Origin of the sequence: Actinophytocola sp., from assembly GCF_050699935.1 — a bacterium.
Lineage (GTDB): Bacteria > Actinomycetota > Actinomycetes > Mycobacteriales > Pseudonocardiaceae > Actinophytocola.
The window spans coordinates 35872-54332 of sequence record NZ_JBOHGB010000014.1 but is presented as its reverse complement, the minus strand read 5'-3'; the positions used below and the strand labels follow the sequence as shown (position 1 = coordinate 54332).

The window sequence follows — 18461 nt, the reverse complement described above, 5'->3', positions numbered from 1 at the left end:
CTCGCCCGGCCGGTTCGGCGGTGTAGGTAGCGATGCGTTGCCGTGTTCGGTCGTGTCGCCGTGCTTGGGCTCGAGACCGCGGCGTCGGCGAGGGAGGTACTCGTCGGTCGCGCGAACCGGCGGTTGCCGAGCAGGAAGCTCGCGTTCGGGTTTGTTCGGGGTCGTGGATGCGTGGTGCTCGTGTCGTTAACGTCTGACCGAGTTGTCGACGAGAGGACTTGAACATGCGTTGGAGACGGCGAGCACGCGTTGCCATGTGTCGTGACACAGGTGACGGTAGTGGACGGCACGCTGGTGTCACGCGGGATCACCGGCTGGCCGCGCCGAGCAAGAACTACGGGTCTCGACCAACCTGCGCGCTCACCGAGGACGACGAGTTCCTGCAGCGCGCGTTGTACGAGACGATCCGGCTGCACACGAGCGGGCGCAAGATCCATCCGAGGGTCGCAGTTCGGGACGTTACGCTCGCCTCGAGCGGCACCCGGTTCGGTCCCGGCGACCGGGTGGGGCTGCACCTCGCGGCGGCCAATCGCGATCCGCGGGTCTACGGACCGGATGCCGACCGGTTCGACCCGCGCCGCGCCGACCGTCTCGACCGGACGGTCAAGCCCTACGGCACCGGGTTCGCCGCGGGCACCCATATGTGCCTCGGCAAGGACCTGGTCACCGGCGACCTCGAGGCGTCCGGCCGCCCGGGCATCCTGCTCGAGGTGCTCCGCCGCACGGGAGCTGGATAGGACGTGTTTCAGCAGGTGATGGCGCACTAACCGAGAGGTGCAGGATCGGCAGGCGTGTGTCAGGCGCCGCCGGTCAGCTCGCGTGCCGCCTGCTCGTCGGTGACGCCGCGGCGCAGCACCAGGAAGATGTGATCGCCCGTACTCCAGGTTGATCTTCTCGTTGAAGAAGTTCCGGAACCGGTGGCCGGCACTCGTGGCCGCCCACTGCGAGATCGTGGCCGACCTGATCTCGTACTCGTCGTGCTGCTCGCCTTTCGCGTAGTAGCGCAGGCCGACGATCTCGAAGTCCACGAGGGCGGGAATGCGCACGTTCGCGTGTGACTTCGTGGCCACGAACGACTCGGAGTACCGTGAGAACAGATCCGCCTTGTCCTCGTGCTTCTCCATCGGTTCGAGGAACTTCTGGTATTCCTTGATTTCTTGTCGACCTTTGCTGGGTCAAGGTCGCGAGATTCTCTGAGCTGGCGGAGTTCGTTCTCGACGGCCCGCTTGGAGAGTTTCGGTGAGCCGGCCTTCTCGAGGACCTTCAGGGAGAGGTTGGGTATCAGGCCGACGCGGGCTATGTGCCTGGACAGGGCCGAATGTGTCTGGATGACGAACGGCCACTCGTACCTGATGAGCGCGAACTGCTCCAGCTGCCCACCGGACGCGGTCCGCAGTTGTTTCTCGCGTTCGTCGTCCAGGGTCGACACGGCGCCGCCCGGCGTGATGGTGGCCGTTCCGCCCTTTCCGATGAGGAACCTGCTGACCGTGAGCGTGGCACCTGCGGCCGCGATCCCGGCCGCGGCGATTCCGACGATCTCCTCGACTCCGGACATGGTTCCTCCCGTCCTCCGGTGCTGAACGTCGTGTCTGCGTCAGGACCGCTCGTTGGCCGAGACGGCACCCAGTTCGGCGAGCATTTCGAGCTGTTGGACCTCGGCTTCGGTGAGGCCGTCGCCGTCCCCCTCGAGCTTGGCCGCGATCGACGCGAGCTTCTCCTCGTCCAGCGAGTCCAGCTTCGACAGGGACGCGGACAACGTGGCTACGTCCTTGCCGATGTCGTCCTCGAGGTCGCCGGCCAGTTCGGTCGGGCTGTCGGGCGTAGCCGGGGTGTCCGCCTCGGAGACGTCGTCGGAAACCGCGTCGAGGAGGCGGTTGTACTGTTCGACGATCTCCGGGTGCGCGTCGAGGTACTCGTCGACGAGCGGGTCGAGCTTGGCCCTGACCTCGTCGATGGTGGCCGGTTCGGCATGCGCGGTCATGGTGCGTCCCTCCTCGGTGCGTCAGACAGATTTCGCCGTGAGGTATTTGTTGAGTTTGTCCAGTTGCGCCTTTTCGTCCTTGTCCAGTTCCAACACGAACCTGCTCGTCAACAAACGCACGGCCACCGCGACCGCGCGGGTCGGCCATTCCTGGCTCACCGAGGTCTTCCGCGGCTTGCACGCCAACCTGGAGCGGCTACGCATGGACCGCCAACTCGAAGAAGCTCTCACTCACCGCGCCGACCCGCTCCACCTCGCGGTCGTGTTCGGCGTCGATGCGAAGACCGCGTTGCGCTACGCCAATTCCGCGCGACAGCTTCTCGCCACCAAGATCGAAAGCGATACTGCCGGTTGACATTGAGCGTGAGTTCTCGGCCTGAGCCACATTTCGTACGCGGGGGTGGCGATGTTCGCGGTCGTGCTTGTCAACGAGTTCAACGATTCCTCGTCGGCGTGGCTATCTGCGGCCGCAGCTTCGGCATCGCGTTGCGGTCGACCTAGCGCTCGCAACCGACCTCGTATGCCAGCGGACAGCGCTGCCGTCCCTCCCGCAACGAGACATACGCCTCGCGGAGGAGATCGCCAACCCCGCAACGACATCTGGGTCGAGCGTCGTTCACGGTACCCACGCACAGCCTCGAACGCCACGGTGGACGGTCGGTGACGTCCTGGCCTTCCGTCCACAATGGATCCGGTGAGGTCCACGGCTGGACGATGGACCGCATGCTATGCCGGACCGAGGGGTTCAAACCGGTCATGGAGTAGTACCTGATCGCGTCGAGCTGTCCGGTGTTCCTAGCGGAGGGAGTCCGGTTCGTCTTGCTGTCGCGCGCGCCCCTCGCGGGCACCGGATGCCGCCGCGGCGGCGTTGCGGGAAGAACCGCTGGAGTCCTCGGCGGTGCTGTGGCGCCGTGCTATCGGATTTCGATCGCTGTGCTTGTTCACGACGAGGTTCCCGCCGCGCTACGAACCGTTTCCTCGCCTACCGCGAGGAGGTTGACGTGCCGCGCCGGCGTGACCGGGGTCTATCTGCCGGACACCTCGCTGTGCTCGATGGCTCTCGAGGCCATTGAGGATGAGGTCGAGCCCGAATTCGAACTCGTCGGCGAAGTCGTAGCCGGGTTGCAGGACGTGCTTGACGGCCATCTCGGTGAGGTGCGGGTACTGGCCGGAGGTGAACCGCGCCATGATCGCCCGGGTGACCTGCGCGCTGTCCCGCCCAGTGTCCCGCGCACTGTCCTGCCCGTTGTCGTGGCCGGTGTCGAAAGGCAGGCTCGGTGCCTGGAGCGCGAAGCCGTAGATGTAGCTGTCCAGTGCGGAGTACGCGTGCGCGGCCAGCTCCACTGGAAAGCCCGCCGCGCGCAGGATGCCGAGCACGGTGTCGTGGTGGCGCAGTGTCGCGGGGCCGGGGGTGGTCCGCGACTCCATGCGCCCGATGGCCCAGGGGTGCCGCGCCAGGGCCGCTCGCGCCGAGATCGCGCGGCGGCGCATGGCGGTGCGCCAGGCGGTTTCCTCGGTGGGTAGGTCGATCTCGGCGAAGACGATGTCGATCATGCCGTCGAGTAGGTCGCTCTTGTTGGCGACGTGGTTGTACAGCGACATCGCCTCGACCCCGAGCTCCACGCCCAGCTTGCGCATGGTGAGCGAGTCGATCCCGTCCGCGTCGGCCAGGCTCACCGCGGCGCGCAGCACCCGGTCCCTGTTCAGCCGGGCGCGACGCGTAGCACTTGCGGCACTCATCGGCACCCTCCTTGACTTACTTACACCGTAAGCGTACAACTTGCATCAGAAACTTACATTGTAAACATATAGCGTATGGGGCGAGCATGGGAACCGAGCAGCGCGACCGGCCGGCGCACGAGAGACAGGCGACGACCGAGGTGGAAGCCGAGACCATGCGAGCGATCGTTCAGGACGAGTATGGCGAGGCCCAGGATGTGCTGCGGCTCGAGCAGGTCGCGCGGCCCCAGATCGCCGACGACGAGGTGCTGGTGCGGGTGCACGCGGCCGGCGTGGATCGGGGTGTCTGGCACATCATGACCGGGCTGCCCTACCCGATCCGTGTCATGGGCTACGGATTCCGCGTGCCCAAGGACCGTGCCCGGGGCCGGGAGGTCGCCGGGGTCGTCGAGGCGGTCGGCAAGGACGTCACCACGCCGGCGCCGGGCGAGGAGGTGTACGGCATCGGGGAGGGTGGCTTCGCCGAGTTCTGCCGCGCCCGGGCGGACAAGCTCGCACCCAAGCCGACGAACCTGACCTTCGAGCAGGCCGCCGCCGCGCCCGTCTCGGCGCTCACCGCCCTGCAGGCCGTTCGCGACGGCGGCCGGGTGCGGTCCAGGCAGTCGGTGCTGATCATCGGGGCGTCGGGCGGCGTCGGCACGTTCGCCGTACAGATCGCCAAGGCCTTCGGCGCGGAGGTGACCGGGGTGTGCAGCACCGCGAAGGTGGACCTGGTCCGCTCCCTCGGCGCCGACCACGTCATCGACTACACCCGCGACGACATCACCTCCGGTGGGCGCTACGACGTCATCCTCGACATCGGCGGACACCGCTCACTGACCCATCTGCGGCGGGCACTCGCCCCGGCCGGGACGCTGGTCATCGTCGGCTCGGAGACAGGCGGACGCTGGCTCGGCGGCTTCGACCGTTCGCTGCGGGCGCCGCTGCTGTCCCTGTTCGTCGGCCAGAAGCTGACTGCACTCACCAACTCGGAGAACGCGAAGGACCTCGTCGCGCTCACCGAGCTCATCGAGTCCGGCAAGGTCACCCCTGCCATCGAACGCACCTACCCGCTGGCCGAGACCCCGACAGCCATCCAGCACATGGTTGAGGGCAACGCCCGCGGAAAGCTCGTCATCACCATCTGACGGCTGGCCCACCACGATTCGTGAATCGTCGCCCCTTTGGAGGGCACCATGACACTGGCCACCCCCTATCCCACCCAACTCGACTTCCGCGGCTCGCGGCAGATCGCCCGCTGGCGACCGCTCGTGCAATGGCTCCTCGCGATTCCCCAACTGCTCATCGCCAATGCGCTGAGCATGCTGCGCGGTGTGCTGACGCTGATCGCGCTGTTCACGGTGCTGTTCACCCGACGCATCCCCCGCCCACTGTTCGACGCGATCGCCATGACCTTCCGCTATGAATGGCGCGCAACGAGCTATGCACTGTTCCTGCGCAAGGAGTACCCACCCTTCGACTTCCAGCCCACCGCCGACGACGACGGCGCCGACCCGCACACCCTCGTCACCTTCACCTATCCCGGGCAGATGTCACGATGGCAGCCGCTGGTCAAATGGCTGCTCGCCGTCCCGCACTACTTCGTGCTGCTGACCTTGGCCATCGCGGCGATAGCTGTCGTGATCGTCGGGTTCTTCGCCGTGCTGATCACCGGTGAATACCCACAGGGACTTCGCGACTTCCTGGTTGGCGTCTATCGCTACAACCTGCGCGTGCAGGCCTACGTCGGTCTGCTCACCGACCAGTACCCGCCCTTCACCCTGCACGCCGGATGATTACTGGCCGTGGTTGAGATGCTCGCAACCGGCTCGTGCGGGATGAGACAACGAGCCGCTACACCCGGCTGACAGTCACTCGTGGACAGTCAGCCGGACGGGTCCAGCGACTTCCCCCGCGGGAACGCCGTGGTGGTCAACGAGAAACCGCGCAGCAGTTCGCCACGACACGGGGAACAACACTTCCGACGCAGCGATGGTCGTCGAGCGACAGGGGCCGCCGGTTACGGGCGTGGAGCAGGCGTTGGTGGGTGACGCAGGCGAAGGTCACAGGCAGGCGCCATAGCCGGCGCGAGGGGCCGCCGTGGGCTTGTTGGATGGGACTGTCGTCGCCTGCGAGGCAGTCTGGGCAGTAGCTGGTGGCGTTGCCCCGTAGCCATCCGTGGGTGGCGGGCAGATGTTTGGAGCGGCGGATGTAGCTGGCGTCGGTGTCGTCCAGTTCTAGCGGTGGGTAGCGGTCGCGCAGCCCGTCGAGGCAGAGTCGGCTGACCTCCTCGATGGTGAGGCGCAGCGCGTGGGCGACGGGGGCGGCCTGGGCGGGAGCGATCCGGAGTTGGTGGCGGCGCTGCACTGCTGGGCCGAGACCGGTGAGCCGGGCCAGCTGGTTGGGTGGGATCTTGAGCGGTGGCACAGGCGCAGCACGAACCCGACAAGTGATTCGTCGGGGAGCGGGTCGAGGCTGCGCGGCAGTGGTCGCGTCACCGGGCGCCAGCCGTGCCTGTGGGGGGCCGGTGTCGTCGAAGACAGTGTTGCGTGGGTTGCGGGCGCGGCGTCGGGTCGGTGGTGGGACATCGGGGATTTCGCCGCAGCTGGGATCGCGGGTGGGGTCGTTTGCCGAGGTTGATCAGGATGGTGTCGAGCAGGGTTTCGGTCAGCTGCTCGGTGCCGGTGTCGATTGCTTCGGTGCAGCCTTCCTCGATGAGTCGTTCGAGCAGGCCGACGACGCCGTTGGTGCGGCGGAACAGGTATTCGGGGCATGGTGCCGGCGGTGAGCATGTCCGGCGCCGCGCGGAAAAGGCGAAGTTCTTGCTGTAGACCGGCCAGGTGCGTGGTCCAGGCGGAGATGCCCGCGGGGGTGTCGTAGGTGAACGGTTCCAGGTGGACCAGGTCGAAGCGGCGTTCGGTCTGGGTGGAGGGATCATCGCCGTAGCGCCCGTGCGACGGCGGGAATACCCACTGGCCGGTGCGGGGATCGTGGCGGCCTTCGCGCAGGAGACCGGAACCGGGAATGTTGACGCCGATGAGCACGAGGGTGGTGTGCATGCTCATGAAGGCGCGCATCAGGTCGAGGGTGTCCTGGTCGTCGACGCGGTGCATCTTCAGACGAGTGATGTCGTCCAGCAGCAGTACGCGGTTGCCGTGATCACGCAGGGAGCTGCGGACCGCACCGGTTAGCTCGGGCAGCGTCATGTTCTTGTTCCGGGCGCCGAAGAAGTCGAGGATCGCCTGGCAGGTGCTCTTCGGCTTCGCGGTGACCGGGGTCTGGACGTAGGCGACCGGCGCGTGGAGGTCCCGAGTGCCGGAGACGGCGGTCGGGTTGAGCTGGGCGTGCATGTCGAGCCAGGCGTCCTCGAATGCGGCGGCAATCTCGCAGGCGGTCTCGGTTTTGCCCGGGTATCCGCCGACGGTGATCATCAGCCCGGCGCGGGGTCGGTTTCTGCTTGAGCGCGTTGGTCTGCAGGCGCGACCGTATGATCCGCCCCATCGCGCGGGACATGGGGGTTTCCTGCATCGGCAGGTTCGCGTGCGTGGCCGCGCGATGCGGATCGTGCAACTGCCGTCGCCGCGGTCTCAACGCACGGTAGGCGGCCAAGTCGATCCGGGGCGCCGGGATGAACGCGTGCCGGCTCAGCCGCCAATGTGTCCAGCCCTCGACGGTTTCCCGATCAGGAATCGTTGTTGGCAGGGCGACCGGGGCGGGCTGGCTCACGAGGTGCCTTTCACGTCGGTGGCGGGGTCGGTGTCCTCGCAGGAGAGCAGGAATAGGTTGCGGTGGCGGAAGGAATCACCGAGCCGGGCCGGCCGGGCAGGCGGCGTCTCGTCGAGTACGTCTTCTTGTCGTCGGCGGCGCGCGAAGTCGACGGAGGACTCAACGGTTTGGGAGTGCTGCGGCCAGGTCGGCTCCGGTGCCTGTCGCGGCGCCGGCCGGCCGGCCGCGTCGGCGGGTGGGCTTGGACTCTGGCGCCGCGCGCAGCGGCCGCGCGCTGTCCTGGTCTGCCGTGGCGGCTTTGCCTCGGGCGTCGTCGCGGGAGAGTTCGGCGCGTCGGCTTTTGGCGAGGCTCGGCCATGATTCGACCGGACGTGCGCGCCGAGCAGCTCAAGCAGTGTCGGGGAGGAGTTCGGCGTCGGTGCGGGGTTTGAGGCCGGCCGTGCGCGCGGTGGCGAGCAGCTCGCGGGCGCGGCTGTCGCTGAACGCGGGGACATCGTCCTCAGGTGGGAGCCCGCGCCAGCGCAGGGTGTGCCAGGCGTGGGTGTTGGGGTCCTGGAAGTACACGGTCCGGACGTCGCGCGGGTCGCGGCGGATCACCCACCTTCCTTTGTGTCGTCCGCTGCGGGTCGAGGGCGTGTTGCGGTAGGGATGGAGGGCCGGCCCGTCGTACCACAGGCCACGGATCTTCACGCCGCGGTCGAGGTGGATGGCGACGTGGTGGGCGGGCAGCAGCTGGTAGTACAGCTGCGGATCCGGGATCTCCATGGCGAACCCGCCTTGGTTCATCGCCGCGGCGAGCAGCGTATTCGGGGAATGCTCGCCACCGGGGTCCCAGGCTGGGGCGTGCTCGCCGAGGCGGCGATTTTGCCAAACTCCGACGATCCATGTCGCGACGAGCTGTTCCATCGCGTCGACCGTGAGGACCGCGTCGGCCTCCGGGTCGGTGCCGCGGTCGACGCCGGTATAGCCAGGCAGGTGCTCGAACAGCAGGCTGCGGATCACGCCGAACGCGCGCTCGACCGCCTGCTTATCGGTCGGGCGCAGCACCCGGGCGGGCAGGATGTTTGCGCCGAGCACGCGCTGCACTTCGACCAGATGATGGTTGCGGTACACCGATCCGTGGTCGGTGGTTACGTTTCCGGGGCGAAGAACGGGAGCCCGGCGTGTAGGTTCTCATCCTGCGTGGCACATTCTCAGTGATCTTGGCATCTGTTTGGCATGTGTGCCTTGTAGATGAGATTCCTGCCGTCGGTTATTGGGGACGTTGTGGCAGGAGGAGTTTGGCTAGTTCGTCCAGTAGGGCGGTCACCCGTTGCGTGGTGGCGGGGTCGGTAACCGCGTCGGCGAGAGTGTCGTCGATGCGGCGGGCGGCCCGTCGGCTGATCGCGTTCCGGGTCTGTTCGGTGGCCCGGACCCGGGTGCGACGGCCGTCGGTCGGGTCAGGCCCGGTGGTGAGTACGCCGCGCTCGGTCAGGCGGGCAACCGAGGCGGACACGTGGCTTTGTACGAAGCCGGTGCGCTTGGCGGTCTCGCTGACCGAGCTGTCTGGGTGGGTGAGCACGTCTTCCAGGACGGCTGCTTCTCCGGGGGTGAGTGCGAGGTCACCGGGTTCGCCGGTCGCCTGACGCGAGAGTTCGATCAGTCGTCGGCCCAGTCGGTGTAGTTGTCCGCCATCCACGTCCCCACGATACATCGCTGACGAAACATCTCTGAAGATGTATCGTTAACGATGAAGATGGTGCGGTTCGCGAGAGGGAGTGGTGATCATGGCGGCGGACCAGGGGGGACCGCTGGGTGGTGTGGGCAAGACCGCGTTGGGAGTGGCGGCGGTCCGGGCAGGAGAGAGCCGCCGACCAGACCGGCTGTTCGACGATCCGTACGCCCAGGCGTTCCTGGACGCGGCACCGGGCGTCCTGCCGGACGAGCCAGTGTCGGAGCGTGACCTGGCGGTATGGGGGCCGATGGCATCGCTGGGCGCGGTGTTCTACGCCCACGGTGTGCTGCGTACGCGGTTCTTCGACGACTACCTGCTCGCTGCGACGGCCGCTGGGTGCGAGCAGGTGGTATTGCTGGCAGCGGGGCTGGACACCAGGGCGTTCCGGCTGGCCTGGCCGGATGAGGTGCGGCTGTTCGAGGTCGATCTGCCCGACGTGCTGAACTTCAAGCAGCGGGTGCTGGCAGACCAGGCGGCCCGTCCTCGGTGTGAGCGCGTGATCGTGCCGGCAGACCTGCGTGGCACTTGGTCGCCCACGCTGGTCGCGGCCGGCTTCCAGGAGACGGTGCTGACCGCGTGGCTGGCCGAGGGGCTGCTGATCTACCTGTCGGCCGACGAGACCGCAGGGATGCTCACAACGGTCGGCGAACTGTCCGCTCCCGGCAGCCATCTGGCGTTCGAACACGGCGGGATGGCGACCGACTCGCTGCTGGCGCGGGCGCGCACGGTGCCGGCGATGTCCGAGTACACCGCGTTGTGGCAGGGCGGGCTCGGTCCCGACGCGCCGGGTTGGCTGGCCGATCACGGTTGGCACGTGCGCATCCACGATCGCGCGGCCCTTGACGCCTCCTACGGCCGACCCGACCCCGGTGCGGCCAGCGGGGGCTTCCTGACCGCCGTACGCACGTGACGAGTTCTCAAGAATTCTCGCTGCGATATCGCGACATGCCGGTGCCGGTGCGTGCCGTGTCGGCTTCGAGGATCGATGCTGGCGGCAGAACCGCCAGTGACCGGACGTGTCGGAGGTGGTCGAGTCATGAGACACCTTCTGTCAACCTCAGGCAGCGGTAGTTGCCTGAGAGGGCTGGGTTCGGTTGCGAATGTGAATGGTCTCGTCGTAGTGGATGTTCTTGGTGAGGCAGTGCCACAGGATTCCAGCCATCGGTTGGCCAGAGCGCGCAGTGCGCTGTGGTGTGCTTTTCCGGCTTTGATTTTGGTGTCGTAGAACTCGCGTGCCCAGATCGAGGTGGTAAGGGTGCAGAAGGCCCATTGGTGCACGGCGGCGGCGAGGTATCGGTTGTGGGCCAGGCGTCGGGCGATGACGAGCTCGTTGCGGCCGGATCGTCGGGTGACGGGTGCGGTGCCGGCGGTCAACGCGATGGTGGTGGCTTTCGCGCGGATCAGGTAGTCCCGGACCGGGAGCTGCGGGGCGGCCAGGGCGTCGGTGTCGCGGGCGGCGAACCGGGCCGGCCAGCCATGCTTGGCTGTGCGGGCGAAGGATTCGAGGGCGTCGGCGTCGGCGTCGGCGAGCTGGGTGTGAGTGGGCCAGGTGGCCAGCAGTTTCAGCATGACCGGGCTGCCCAGGTCGTCCCCGGTGATGGCCAGCGCTGCCGGGAAGGTCGCGAGCAGGTCGGCGCGCAGCCGGTTGAGCAGCCGCCATTGGTCGCGGGCAGCGCGTTCGTCGTCGCGGGCGATCGAGCGCAGCTCGCCGGCCAGGTCGCCGTGCGGGATCAGCTTCCGCAGTTCCAGGAACTGGTCCAACGCCAACAAACAACAGATTCGGGCGTCTTCGGCGTCGTCCTTCTTCTTCGCCGGGCCGCGACGCCGAGCGACCAGGTCCGGGTTGACCGGCAAAACCGTGAATCCGGCGTCCACCAGAGCCTCGACCAGGACACCATGTCGTGTTTCGAGCACGACACGCACGTCCGCTGGGTCGGATTCCAACTTCAGGCATCGGGTGATCAGCCGTTCGACGCCAGCCGCGGTGTGATCGATACGGAATTGCTGGACTATCCCGTCTCCCGGCAGACCCAAGGCGACGTCGTGAAACGACTCCGCCCAGTCAATACCAACTCCCAACAAAGTGTCAGTTCTCTTCCTGTGTTCGTCCGAAACAACCGGAGCGGGAGGCGTTGCATCGTGCTGATAAACCAGTCCTCGTCGGGACGACACCTTCCGAGATGACAAGCCTCCGGCCCAAGCCCCCAGGGGAAGCCGTCTCATGACAGTCCTCGCAGGACAAACGAAGCAAGCGTTCCCCGGAGGTCCCCGCCATGAACGAAGGTAGTCCTATCAGCGACACCGGTGTTACCGGCGACCGCCTCCCCACTTCGCCGCGCGGACACCGCCGCGCCTCCGCCGCCGCGTGGTGCAGCCGGTCGCGTTCGCGTTCCTCGGCGCCGGAGGCCTTGACCCGTGCGCAGGTTCCCCAGCGCCCGCTCCAGCGCGGCGCTCATCACGCCGACCGCCTCCTGCGCCTGTTTGGCCGCCCGGGAGATGCGCGGCACCACGACACCGATGACGACCTGGGCCGCGCCGAGCGCGACCAGGGTGACCACGAGCAACACCGGATCGAGCAGGGCCATCAACGTGACCGTGGCGACGAGGGTCAGCGTCGAGGTCACCGCCGAAACCAGCGACTGGGTGCTCACCTCACGCTGGAGCGTGGTGTCCGCGCTGACCCGCGACATCAGATCGCCCGGCTCGGTGTCGTCCAGCGCCGGGATGCGCAGCCACAGCAGCCGCGACACCAGCCGCCGGCGGGCCACCAGCACCACCGACTCGGCGGTGCGTTCCAGCAGGAACGAGCCGACCGCACCGATCCCGGCGTTGGCCAGCACGAGCACGCTCATCAGCACGAGCAACCCGACGATCCCGCGGCCGGAGGCGAGCTCGTCGATCAACTCCCGCACCATCACCGGCAACGCCAACCCGGTCGCCGCCGTGGCCAGACTCAACACCCCACCCAGCATCAACGCCGCACGGAAGGGGGACACATTGCCGAGCAGAACCCGCCACGCCGATTGGTCGGTCTGAGTGCTCACGGGACCTCCCTGTCACACACGACGGTCGGTCAGGTCAGCAGGTCGCCGAAGTTCTGACGGCCTAACTGTTCCGCGTCGACCTGGTTGAGGATCTCACCCGCAACGCCGTGGGTTCGAGCCCATTGTTCGGCTGTCTCGAGGCTGGTGAACATGTTGAGCTGTGCGCAGCAGGTGTCTGCGGACGGACCGGCACCGGCCTGCGCGCTGACGAACACGACTGCGCCCGGTGGTTCCCATGTGGACTGTCGAGCGGCGACGGTGACGGTGATCGACTGGCCGGTGACCGGATCGGTGGTGGCGATGGTCGCGTCGACGCCGAGCATGGCGGGCAGGCCGAGCGCGTCGATCGCGCACATCGCGTGGACCTCGACACCCGACGGCAGCTGGACGCGGTGCCGGGTGGGTACCGCGGAGAACGGGTAGGCCACCCGGATCCGGCCGTCGGGACCGAGCCGGATGACGTCGGCGTCGTGCAGCCGACCCAGCACCCGCGCATCCAGTTTGGTGAGTTCCGGCGGCCGGCCGGTGGCGGCGAAGGCACGGAGGATGGCGCGATGTGTCGCCCGCTCCACCGAGTCGGCCGGCGCGGATCGCCGACGCGTGGTGCGCAGGGACGCTGCGCCTGCGGTGGGCGATCCGCAGCAGTTGCCGCACTGGTCATCGATTTCGTCGTGTCGGGAGTCGTCGCCGAGGACGCGCCGGAGCGCGTCCACCGACGGCGTGCCGGCCATGTGACCGGTCTCGTCGGGATACAGCCGGCAGGACACGCTCGGCTCGAGACCGTGATCGGCGAACGGATCCAGGCCGTCGACCAGCAGCGTGGGTGACCCCGTCATCCCGACCGCCACGGCAGTCTCGAGGTCCGGCACGACGCGATGGACCATGTCGAGCGCGTCCGCCTCGCCTGAATAGGCGCGGCGAAGCCGCTGCTCCAGCACGGCCACGTTCGGGCAGTCCGGCACATGCAGAATCTCGACCTTCATCACAGTTCTCCCCGGTCGGTCTGCAGCGCCCGCAGCAGCGGGCAGCGGCGATCTGCGCGCGGACGGTCACAGGTGGCGAGGAGCTCGGCCAGCGAGTCGTGCATCCGCTCCAGATCGCGGATCTTGCGCTCCAGGTCGGACATCCGTGCTTCGGCGACCGCCCGGGCCGGTTCGCACTCATCCGGTCCACCGTCGGCGAGGTGTAGTAGCTCGGTGATCTCGTCGAGGGTGAACCCGAGGTCCTGCGCGCGCTTGACAAAGCGAATAGTCGCGACGACTTCTGTCGGATAGGCCCGATAGCCCGACGGCGCTCGCGGCGGTTCCGGCACCAGACCGCGCCGCTCGTAGTACCGCAGGGTCTGCACGTTCACGCCGGCCTGGGCCGCCACCTCACCACTGCGCACACCGCCATTCTTGACCCTGTACCTAGCTACCGGGTCAAGTCCGTCCGGATATGAGAGAGATCGACTGTCAGGTGGGTCTTGTCGGTTGATGGACGGGGTGGCCTGCGTTGATCCAGTCTTGTTTTACCTGCGGTGTAGCGGTGGATGTTGTGGTAGCCGAGTTGGTGGAGGTGTTGGGCGACGCGGAGGGAGGCGTCGCAGGTGGCGCTGCCGCAGTAGACGACGATGCGGGCGTGGGGGTCAGGGAGCGGGGTGGGGGCGAGTTCGTCGACGTGGCGGGGGCGGATGTTGATCGTGCCGGGGAGATGGCCTTCGGCGTAGACCTCTTCGGGGAGGGCCTCGACGTGGGTTATCTGGTTGTGGTGGACGAGTTCGGCGAGCTCGTCGCGGTGGGTTTCGGGGATCGTCATGGGCGGGTGCTCTCGGTCTCGGGTGTGGCGGGGTGATGGCGGGCGAGCAGGATCCAGGCCAGCGCGGCGACCACGAGGGTCTGCAGCACGGCGCGAAGCAGGTTGAGCTGTGCGAACTGGTCGAAGGTCCGGGTGAGGGCGTCGACGTCGGCGGTGTGGTCGCGTTGGGAGAAGTTCAGTGGTGCGGCGGATGCAGTGACCGCCATGTGTCCCGCGGTGGCGAGGGCGGCGACCACGAGCATTGCCCGGCGGGTGCCGGTGGGCCGTGGTCGGCTCACCAGCGCGAGCAGTGCGGCGGCAAGGGCGAGCAGGGCGGCGGCGATGCCGAGGGTGGCGTACCAGGCCACGCCGTTGCGGAGGTCGGCGGCTTGGCTGTAGGCGGAGAACGCCTCCACGCCGATGACCTGCCGGGCGGGGAGTTGTTTGATCGTCTGGTCCCAGGTGGCGCCGATCAGCATTGCGTTGACGATCAGCGCCGCCACGAGCACTGTCCACACGCGACGCGTCATCGGGTTGTCCTAGGCGGGTTTGGTGGCGCGGATGATCGCGGAGTGCATGCCGTCGACGACCTGGTGGGTGGGGGTGATGGTGATGTCGGTGAACTCCGCGTTGGTGAGTCCGTCGCGGTATTCGTTGTGGGAGAGGGCGCCGGCGATGCAGCCGACCCAGCCGCCGCGTTCGGCGCGCTTGGCCGGGGTGAGGGTGTCGTCGGCGATGACGTCGCTGACGGCGAACCGGCCGCCGGGGGTGAGCACGCGGTGGGTTTCGCGGAACACGGCGGGCTTGTCGCCGCTCCGATTGATGACGCGGTTGGAGATCACCATGTTGACGCTGGCGTCGGGCAGGGGATGTCTTCGATGTGGCCGCGGAGGAACTCGACGTTGGTGGCGCCGGCCTGTTCGGCGTTGCGTCGGGCGAGGTCGAGCATCTCGTCGGTCATGTCCAGCCCGTAGGCCGTGCCGGTCGGGCCGACGCGGCGGGCGGAGAGCAGCACGTCGATCCCGCCGCCGGAGCCGAGGTCGAGCACGGTCTCGCCGGGGTGCAGGTCGGCGACGGCGAGCGGGTTGCCGCAACCGAGGCTGGCCGCGACGGCTTCGGAGGGGAGCTGGTCACGGTCGGCCTGCTGGTAGAGGTCCGGGCCGAACACCTCCTGGGTGGCGCCGTCGGGGGTGCAGCAGCTGGTGGTGTTGCCGGGTCCACAGCTGGTGGTTTGGCCCGTGGTGGCGCGCGTGGCGGCGGCGTACGCGTCGCGCACGGTGGCGCGGATGGCGGCGCGGGTGGAGTCTGGGTCGTGCTGGCCAAGTTCGGTGCTCACGCGGGTTCTCCTTCGGGTGTGGTGGTGAGGAAGTCGGTGACGAGCGCGGCGAACCTCTCCGGTGCCTCTTCCATGACGAGGTGCCCGATGTCGGGCAGCAGCTCGAGGCGGGTGGCGCCCGGGATGTCGGCGCGCAGCCGATGAGCCCATTCGGGTCCGAAGTGCGCGTCGTCGGCGCCCCAGATCAGCAGGGTGGGGTGGTCGAACCGCCTCAGGCCGGGCAGCGCTTCGGTGGTGGCGCGGTTGTTGGCCGGGTCGAGCTGGCCGCCCAGGTAGCGGCGGGTTTTGTCGCGGCGGTGGCGGGTGGCGAGGTTGGCGGCGATGTAGCCGTCCAGCAGCTCGGTGGTGAGGACCCGCGGATCGTGAACGGCTTTGCCGGTGGTGAGGGCGAGTTTGAACAGCGGGCGCCGCGACCACGCCCACAACACCAGTGGTCCGAGGATGCGACGTTGGGTGGCGCGCAGGAACGGCCGCTCCTCGGCCGAGGGCCAGTTGTCGTAGGCCTCAGCATTGCTGAGCACCAGCCGGCGGACCCGGTGTGGGTGGTGGGCGGCCAGCAGTTGGGCGATCGCGCCGCCTTGGTCGTGCCCGACCACGTGCGCCGCCTCGATGCCGAGGGTGTCGAGCAGCCCGAGGATTGTGCGGGCTTGGGCGGGTACCGACCAGTCGGCATCGGGCGGAGTTTCGGTGTCGCCCAGGCCACGCAGATCCGGGGCGAGGCACCGGAAGGAGCCGGACATGCGCGGGATGACGGCGCGCCACACGAAGGAGGAGAACGGGCAGCCGTGAAGCAGCAGCACCGGGTCCCCGCTGCCTTCGTCCAGATAGGACACCCGAGTGTCGCCGACTTCGACAACGTGTCTACGCGTGGCGGTTTTCATTGCGGAGCTCCGGTTTCCTCGACCAGACACAGGCCGAGATCGAGCAGAGCGGTCACGCACGGGTCGGCGATGCGGTAGAAGATCCGGTTGCCGTCGCGGCGGCAGGACAGGATGCGCCGGTCGGTCAGCCGCTGCAGCTGGTTGGACACCGCCTGCGGACGCATCCCCAGCTGCTCGGCCAGATCGGTCACGCACACTTCGCCGCCGCGTTCCAGTGCGTGCAGCAACCGCAGCCGGCTGTCGTTGGCCAGCGCCTTGAATACCCCGATCAGCCCGCCGGCCTGCTCGGGTGTGATCAACGGCCGGTCCGCCAGCGCGGGCTTACCGGCGCGGGCCGCCGGGTTGCTCGACGGTGCGCAGCGGGCGGCGGCATCATCCATACGTTCCACTATTACACAAAACCGTGTAACTAGGGAATAGCCTGGACGCCGATCGCGATGGTCACGGTCACGGTCACGGTCACGGTTACGGTCAGGTGGCGGGTCAGGTGGCGGTGGTGCGCCGGTAGCGGAGTACGGCGGCAGGGATGGTGACGAGCAGCAGCCCGGTGATCCAGGCCAGGGCTTGCCAGACGTGGGTGGCGGTGGGCCCACCCAGGCACAGGGCGCGCAGCGCGTCCACGGTGATGGTGATCGGGTTGAGTTTCGCAAAGGCTTGCAGCCAGCCGGGCATGGTGGCGATCGGGACGAAGGTGGAGCTGACGAAGATCAGCGGGATCACCGCCAGCAGCCCACCGATCCCGGCCGACTCCGATTCCCGAACCGCGAGGCCGAGCAGCGCGAAGATCCACGAGAACGCCACCCCGATCGCGAGGGCGAGCCCGATCGCGGCCAGCGCGGCGCCGGGTCCGGCGTGGAACCGGAACCCGATCAGCGTGCCGACGCCGACCATGAGGGCCAGCACGAACAGGTTGCGGATGGCGTCGGCCAGGGTGCGGCCGGCCAGCACGGCAGAGCGCGCCATCGGCAACGCGCGGAACCGGTCGATCATCCCGGTGGCGAGGTCGTCGGCGATCGCCACGCCGGTCTGCGAGGCACCGAACGCGATGGCGAGCACGAAGATCCCGGGCAGCACGTAGTCGACGTAGTTGGTGATGCCGGGCGGGTGCACGGCGCCGCCCCAGGTATAGGTGAACAGCAGCACGAACATGATCGGCTGCACGGTGGCGAACGCGATCAACGTGGGCACCCGAACCAGCCGCCGCAGATTGCGCGCGGTGATCGTGGCGATGTTGGCCACCAGCCACCCAGGACCCGGGTGCGCGGTCACCGTGGTCTCGGTGGTCACGGTGTGCTGCCCGTCGGCTCGATGTCCGTAGTGGACAGTGCCGTGAGGGGTTGGCCGGTCAGGGTGAGGAACACGTCGTCCAGGGTCGGGCGGCGCACCGCCAGATCCGCCACACGCACATCGTGCGCGGCCAGCCGGGCGGCGACCTCCGGCAGGATCGCCGGCCCGTCCGCCACCGGCACCACCACCCTTCCCGCCTCGACGTCCACCACCGGCGGACCGGCGCCAAGCCCGTCCATCGCGGCCGCCAGCGGCGCCGGATCCGCCCCCGGAGTGACCTGCAGTTCGAGCCGGTCCCCGCCTACCTGGGCCTTGAGCTCGGCGGCGGTGCCGCTGGCGATCACCCGCCCGGCGTCCATCACCACGATGTGGTCGGCCAATCGGTCGGCCTCCTCCAGATACTGCGTGGTCAGCAACAGCGTGGTGCCCTGCGCCGTCAGGTCCTCCAACAGCTGCCACAGGCCACGCCGGCCCCGCGGGTCCAGCCCGGTGGTCGGCTCGTCCAGGAACAACACCGAGGGTGTGGCCACCAGGCTGGCCGCCACATCCAGCCGGCGGCGCATCCCGCCCGAATAGGTGCGCGCCGTGCGGTCGGCGGCCTCGGTGAGTTCGAACGACCCCAACAACTCCTCGGCGCGGCGCGGCGCCGAGGACATCCGCAGGCCGGCCAGCCGGCCGATCATCCGCAGGTTCTCCCGGCCGGTCAGATACCCGTCCACCGCGGCGTACTGACCGGACAGGCCCACCACCCGGCGCACTGCCGCCGCCTGCCGCACCACATCCAGCCCCGCCACCCACGCCCGCCCGGCATCCGGCGCCAGCAGCGTGGTCAGGATCCGCACTGCGGTGGTCTTGCCCGCCCCGTTCGGCCCCAACAGCCCGACCACCGTCCCGGCCGGCACCCGCAGATCCACCCCGGCCAGCGCCTCGACCGTGCCGAACCGTTTGACCAGGCCCTCGGCCACGATCGCGTGCTCTGCCATCGCGGCCTCCCGGC

The 18461-nt window shown here is 68.3% G+C and carries 20 protein-coding genes and 2 pseudogenes; 5 read left to right on the top strand and 17 right to left on the bottom strand.

Annotated elements, in window-relative coordinates:
• The first annotated feature begins 254 nt into the window (after nucleotides 1-254).
• Nucleotides 255-737, top strand: a complete 483-nt coding sequence (locus ACRDTB_RS08010; protein ID WP_431429364.1) for a cytochrome P450 — start codon at nucleotides 255-257, stop codon at nucleotides 735-737.
• 857 nt (nucleotides 738-1594) lie between these two features.
• On the opposite strand, the gene ACRDTB_RS08005 is transcribed toward ACRDTB_RS08010, so the two are convergent.
• Complete coding sequence (locus ACRDTB_RS08005) at nucleotides 1595-1981, bottom strand: hypothetical protein (RefSeq protein WP_431429363.1); 387 nt, start codon at nucleotides 1979-1981, stop codon at nucleotides 1595-1597.
• A 79-nt stretch (nucleotides 1982-2060) separates the two neighbouring features.
• Here ACRDTB_RS08005 and ACRDTB_RS08000 point away from each other — a divergent pair, with 79 nt between their 5' ends.
• Nucleotides 2061-2336: a hypothetical protein gene (locus ACRDTB_RS08000; protein ID WP_431429362.1), complete on the top strand. Its 276-nt coding sequence runs from the start codon at nucleotides 2061-2063 to the stop codon at nucleotides 2334-2336.
• Nucleotides 2337-2944: 608 nt separating this feature from the next.
• Here the strand turns inward: ACRDTB_RS08000 and ACRDTB_RS07995 are convergent.
• On the bottom strand, nucleotides 2945-3721 hold the full coding sequence (locus ACRDTB_RS07995) for a TetR/AcrR family transcriptional regulator (RefSeq protein WP_431429361.1): 777 nt from the start codon (nucleotides 3719-3721) through the stop codon (nucleotides 2945-2947).
• Nucleotides 3722-3876: 155 nt separating this feature from the next.
• Here ACRDTB_RS07995 and ACRDTB_RS07990 point away from each other — a divergent pair, with 155 nt between their 5' ends.
• Together ACRDTB_RS07990 and ACRDTB_RS07985 are read left to right on the top strand one after the other, a co-directional pair.
• A complete protein-coding gene (locus ACRDTB_RS07990; protein WP_431429387.1) occupies nucleotides 3877-4848 on the top strand; it encodes an NAD(P)-dependent alcohol dehydrogenase in 972 nt (323 codons plus the stop codon).
• Nucleotides 4849-4896: 48 nt separating this feature from the next.
• The gene (locus tag ACRDTB_RS07985; RefSeq protein ID WP_431429360.1) at nucleotides 4897-5496 is read left to right on the top strand and encodes a DUF4389 domain-containing protein; all 600 of its coding nucleotides are present in this window, start codon (nucleotides 4897-4899) and stop codon (nucleotides 5494-5496) included.
• A gap of 136 nt (nucleotides 5497-5632) precedes the next feature.
• Here the strand turns inward: ACRDTB_RS07985 and ACRDTB_RS07980 are convergent, their stop codons facing one another.
• The 4 genes and pseudogenes from ACRDTB_RS07980 to ACRDTB_RS07965 form a co-directional block, all read right to left on the bottom strand.
• The gene (locus ACRDTB_RS07980; protein ID WP_431429359.1) at nucleotides 5633-6067 is read right to left on the bottom strand and encodes a TniQ family protein; all 435 of its coding nucleotides are present in this window, start codon (nucleotides 6065-6067) and stop codon (nucleotides 5633-5635) included.
• A 674-nt stretch (nucleotides 6068-6741) separates the two neighbouring features.
• Nucleotides 6742-7131, bottom strand: a pseudogene (locus ACRDTB_RS07975) (AAA family ATPase); the annotation flags it as partial.
• Between the two features lie 682 nt (nucleotides 7132-7813).
• Nucleotides 7814-8539, bottom strand: a complete 726-nt coding sequence (locus ACRDTB_RS07970) for a hypothetical protein (protein ID WP_431429358.1) — start codon at nucleotides 8537-8539, stop codon at nucleotides 7814-7816.
• 139 nt (nucleotides 8540-8678) lie between these two features.
• Nucleotides 8679-9119, bottom strand: a complete 441-nt coding sequence (locus ACRDTB_RS07965) for a MarR family winged helix-turn-helix transcriptional regulator (protein ID WP_431429357.1) — start codon at nucleotides 9117-9119, stop codon at nucleotides 8679-8681.
• Between the two features lie 73 nt (nucleotides 9120-9192).
• On the opposite strand from ACRDTB_RS07965, the gene ACRDTB_RS07960 reads away from it, so the two are divergent.
• Nucleotides 9193-10050 (top strand): SAM-dependent methyltransferase, encoded by an 858-nt coding sequence (locus ACRDTB_RS07960; protein WP_431429356.1) that lies wholly within the window; start codon nucleotides 9193-9195, stop codon nucleotides 10048-10050.
• Here the strand turns inward: ACRDTB_RS07960 and ACRDTB_RS07955 are convergent.
• From ACRDTB_RS07955 to ACRDTB_RS07905, 11 genes and pseudogenes are all read right to left on the bottom strand, one after another.
• Nucleotides 9990-11363 carry an IS110 family transposase gene (locus ACRDTB_RS07955; RefSeq protein WP_431429355.1) on the bottom strand — a complete coding sequence of 458 codons (1374 nt, stop codon included), beginning with the start codon at nucleotides 11361-11363 and terminating at the stop codon, nucleotides 9990-9992. The genes ACRDTB_RS07960 and ACRDTB_RS07955 overlap by 61 nt on opposite strands.
• A complete protein-coding gene (locus ACRDTB_RS07950) occupies nucleotides 11360-12184 on the bottom strand; it encodes an ABC transporter transmembrane domain-containing protein (RefSeq protein ID WP_431429354.1) in 825 nt (274 codons plus the stop codon). Before ACRDTB_RS07950 ends, ACRDTB_RS07955 begins: the two co-directional genes overlap by 4 nt.
• Nucleotides 12185-12213: 29 nt before the next feature.
• Nucleotides 12214-13167, bottom strand: coding sequence for an alkylmercury lyase family protein (locus ACRDTB_RS07945; RefSeq protein WP_431429352.1), 954 nt, complete (start codon nucleotides 13165-13167; stop codon nucleotides 12214-12216).
• Nucleotides 13167-13571, bottom strand: a complete 405-nt coding sequence (locus tag ACRDTB_RS07940) for a MerR family transcriptional regulator (protein WP_431429351.1) — start codon at nucleotides 13569-13571, stop codon at nucleotides 13167-13169. The genes ACRDTB_RS07945 and ACRDTB_RS07940 overlap by 1 nt, the downstream gene beginning before the upstream one ends.
• Nucleotides 13572-13597: 26 nt before the next feature.
• Nucleotides 13598-13981 (bottom strand): rhodanese-like domain-containing protein, encoded by a 384-nt coding sequence (locus ACRDTB_RS07935; protein WP_431429350.1) that lies wholly within the window; start codon nucleotides 13979-13981, stop codon nucleotides 13598-13600.
• Entirely contained in the window at nucleotides 13978-14490 is a 513-nt protein-coding gene (locus tag ACRDTB_RS07930; RefSeq protein WP_431429349.1) for a hypothetical protein, read from the bottom strand. Before ACRDTB_RS07930 ends, ACRDTB_RS07935 begins: the two co-directional genes overlap by 4 nt.
• A gap of 9 nt (nucleotides 14491-14499) precedes the next feature.
• A pseudogene (locus tag ACRDTB_RS07925) lies at nucleotides 14500-14975 on the bottom strand (methyltransferase domain-containing protein).
• A 317-nt stretch (nucleotides 14976-15292) separates the two neighbouring features.
• On the bottom strand, nucleotides 15293-16177 hold the full coding sequence (locus ACRDTB_RS07920; protein WP_431429348.1) for an alpha/beta fold hydrolase: 885 nt from the start codon (nucleotides 16175-16177) through the stop codon (nucleotides 15293-15295).
• Complete coding sequence (locus ACRDTB_RS07915) at nucleotides 16174-16557, bottom strand: ArsR/SmtB family transcription factor (protein WP_431429347.1); 384 nt, start codon at nucleotides 16555-16557, stop codon at nucleotides 16174-16176. The genes ACRDTB_RS07920 and ACRDTB_RS07915 overlap by 4 nt, the downstream gene beginning before the upstream one ends.
• A gap of 103 nt (nucleotides 16558-16660) precedes the next feature.
• Entirely contained in the window at nucleotides 16661-17464 is an 804-nt protein-coding gene (locus ACRDTB_RS07910) for an ABC transporter permease (protein WP_431429346.1), read from the bottom strand.
• A complete protein-coding gene (locus ACRDTB_RS07905; RefSeq protein WP_431429345.1) occupies nucleotides 17461-18447 on the bottom strand; it encodes an ATP-binding cassette domain-containing protein in 987 nt (328 codons plus the stop codon). Before ACRDTB_RS07905 ends, ACRDTB_RS07910 begins: the two co-directional genes overlap by 4 nt.
• Nucleotides 18448-18461 lie beyond the last annotated feature (14 nt).

Coding starts and splice junctions, on each gene's coding strand:
- ACRDTB_RS08010 (WP_431429364.1), top strand. CDS start 255: ATGTGTCGTGACACAGGTGACGGTAGTGGACGGCACGCTGGTGTCACG.
- ACRDTB_RS08005 (WP_431429363.1), bottom strand. CDS start 1,981: ATGACCGCGCATGCCGAACCGGCCACCATCGACGAGGTCAGGGCCAAG.
- ACRDTB_RS07995 (WP_431429361.1), bottom strand. CDS start 3,721: ATGAGTGCCGCAAGTGCTACGCGTCGCGCCCGGCTGAACAGGGACCGG.
- ACRDTB_RS07990 (WP_431429387.1), top strand. CDS start 3,877: ATGCGAGCGATCGTTCAGGACGAGTATGGCGAGGCCCAGGATGTGCTG.
- ACRDTB_RS07985 (WP_431429360.1), top strand. CDS start 4,897: ATGACACTGGCCACCCCCTATCCCACCCAACTCGACTTCCGCGGCTCG.
- ACRDTB_RS07965 (WP_431429357.1), bottom strand. CDS start 9,119: ATGTATCGTGGGGACGTGGATGGCGGACAACTACACCGACTGGGCCGA.
- ACRDTB_RS07960 (WP_431429356.1), top strand. CDS start 9,193: ATGGCGGCGGACCAGGGGGGACCGCTGGGTGGTGTGGGCAAGACCGCG.
- ACRDTB_RS07955 (WP_431429355.1), bottom strand. CDS start 11,363: ATGAGACGGCTTCCCCTGGGGGCTTGGGCCGGAGGCTTGTCATCTCGG.
- ACRDTB_RS07945 (WP_431429352.1), bottom strand. CDS start 13,167: ATGAAGGTCGAGATTCTGCATGTGCCGGACTGCCCGAACGTGGCCGTG.
- ACRDTB_RS07935 (WP_431429350.1), bottom strand. CDS start 13,981: ATGACGATCCCCGAAACCCACCGCGACGAGCTCGCCGAACTCGTCCAC.
- ACRDTB_RS07930 (WP_431429349.1), bottom strand. CDS start 14,490: ATGACGCGTCGCGTGTGGACAGTGCTCGTGGCGGCGCTGATCGTCAAC.
- ACRDTB_RS07920 (WP_431429348.1), bottom strand. CDS start 16,177: ATGAAAACCGCCACGCGTAGACACGTTGTCGAAGTCGGCGACACTCGG.
- ACRDTB_RS07915 (WP_431429347.1), bottom strand. CDS start 16,557: ATGGATGATGCCGCCGCCCGCTGCGCACCGTCGAGCAACCCGGCGGCC.
- ACRDTB_RS07905 (WP_431429345.1), bottom strand. CDS start 18,447: ATGGCAGAGCACGCGATCGTGGCCGAGGGCCTGGTCAAACGGTTCGGC.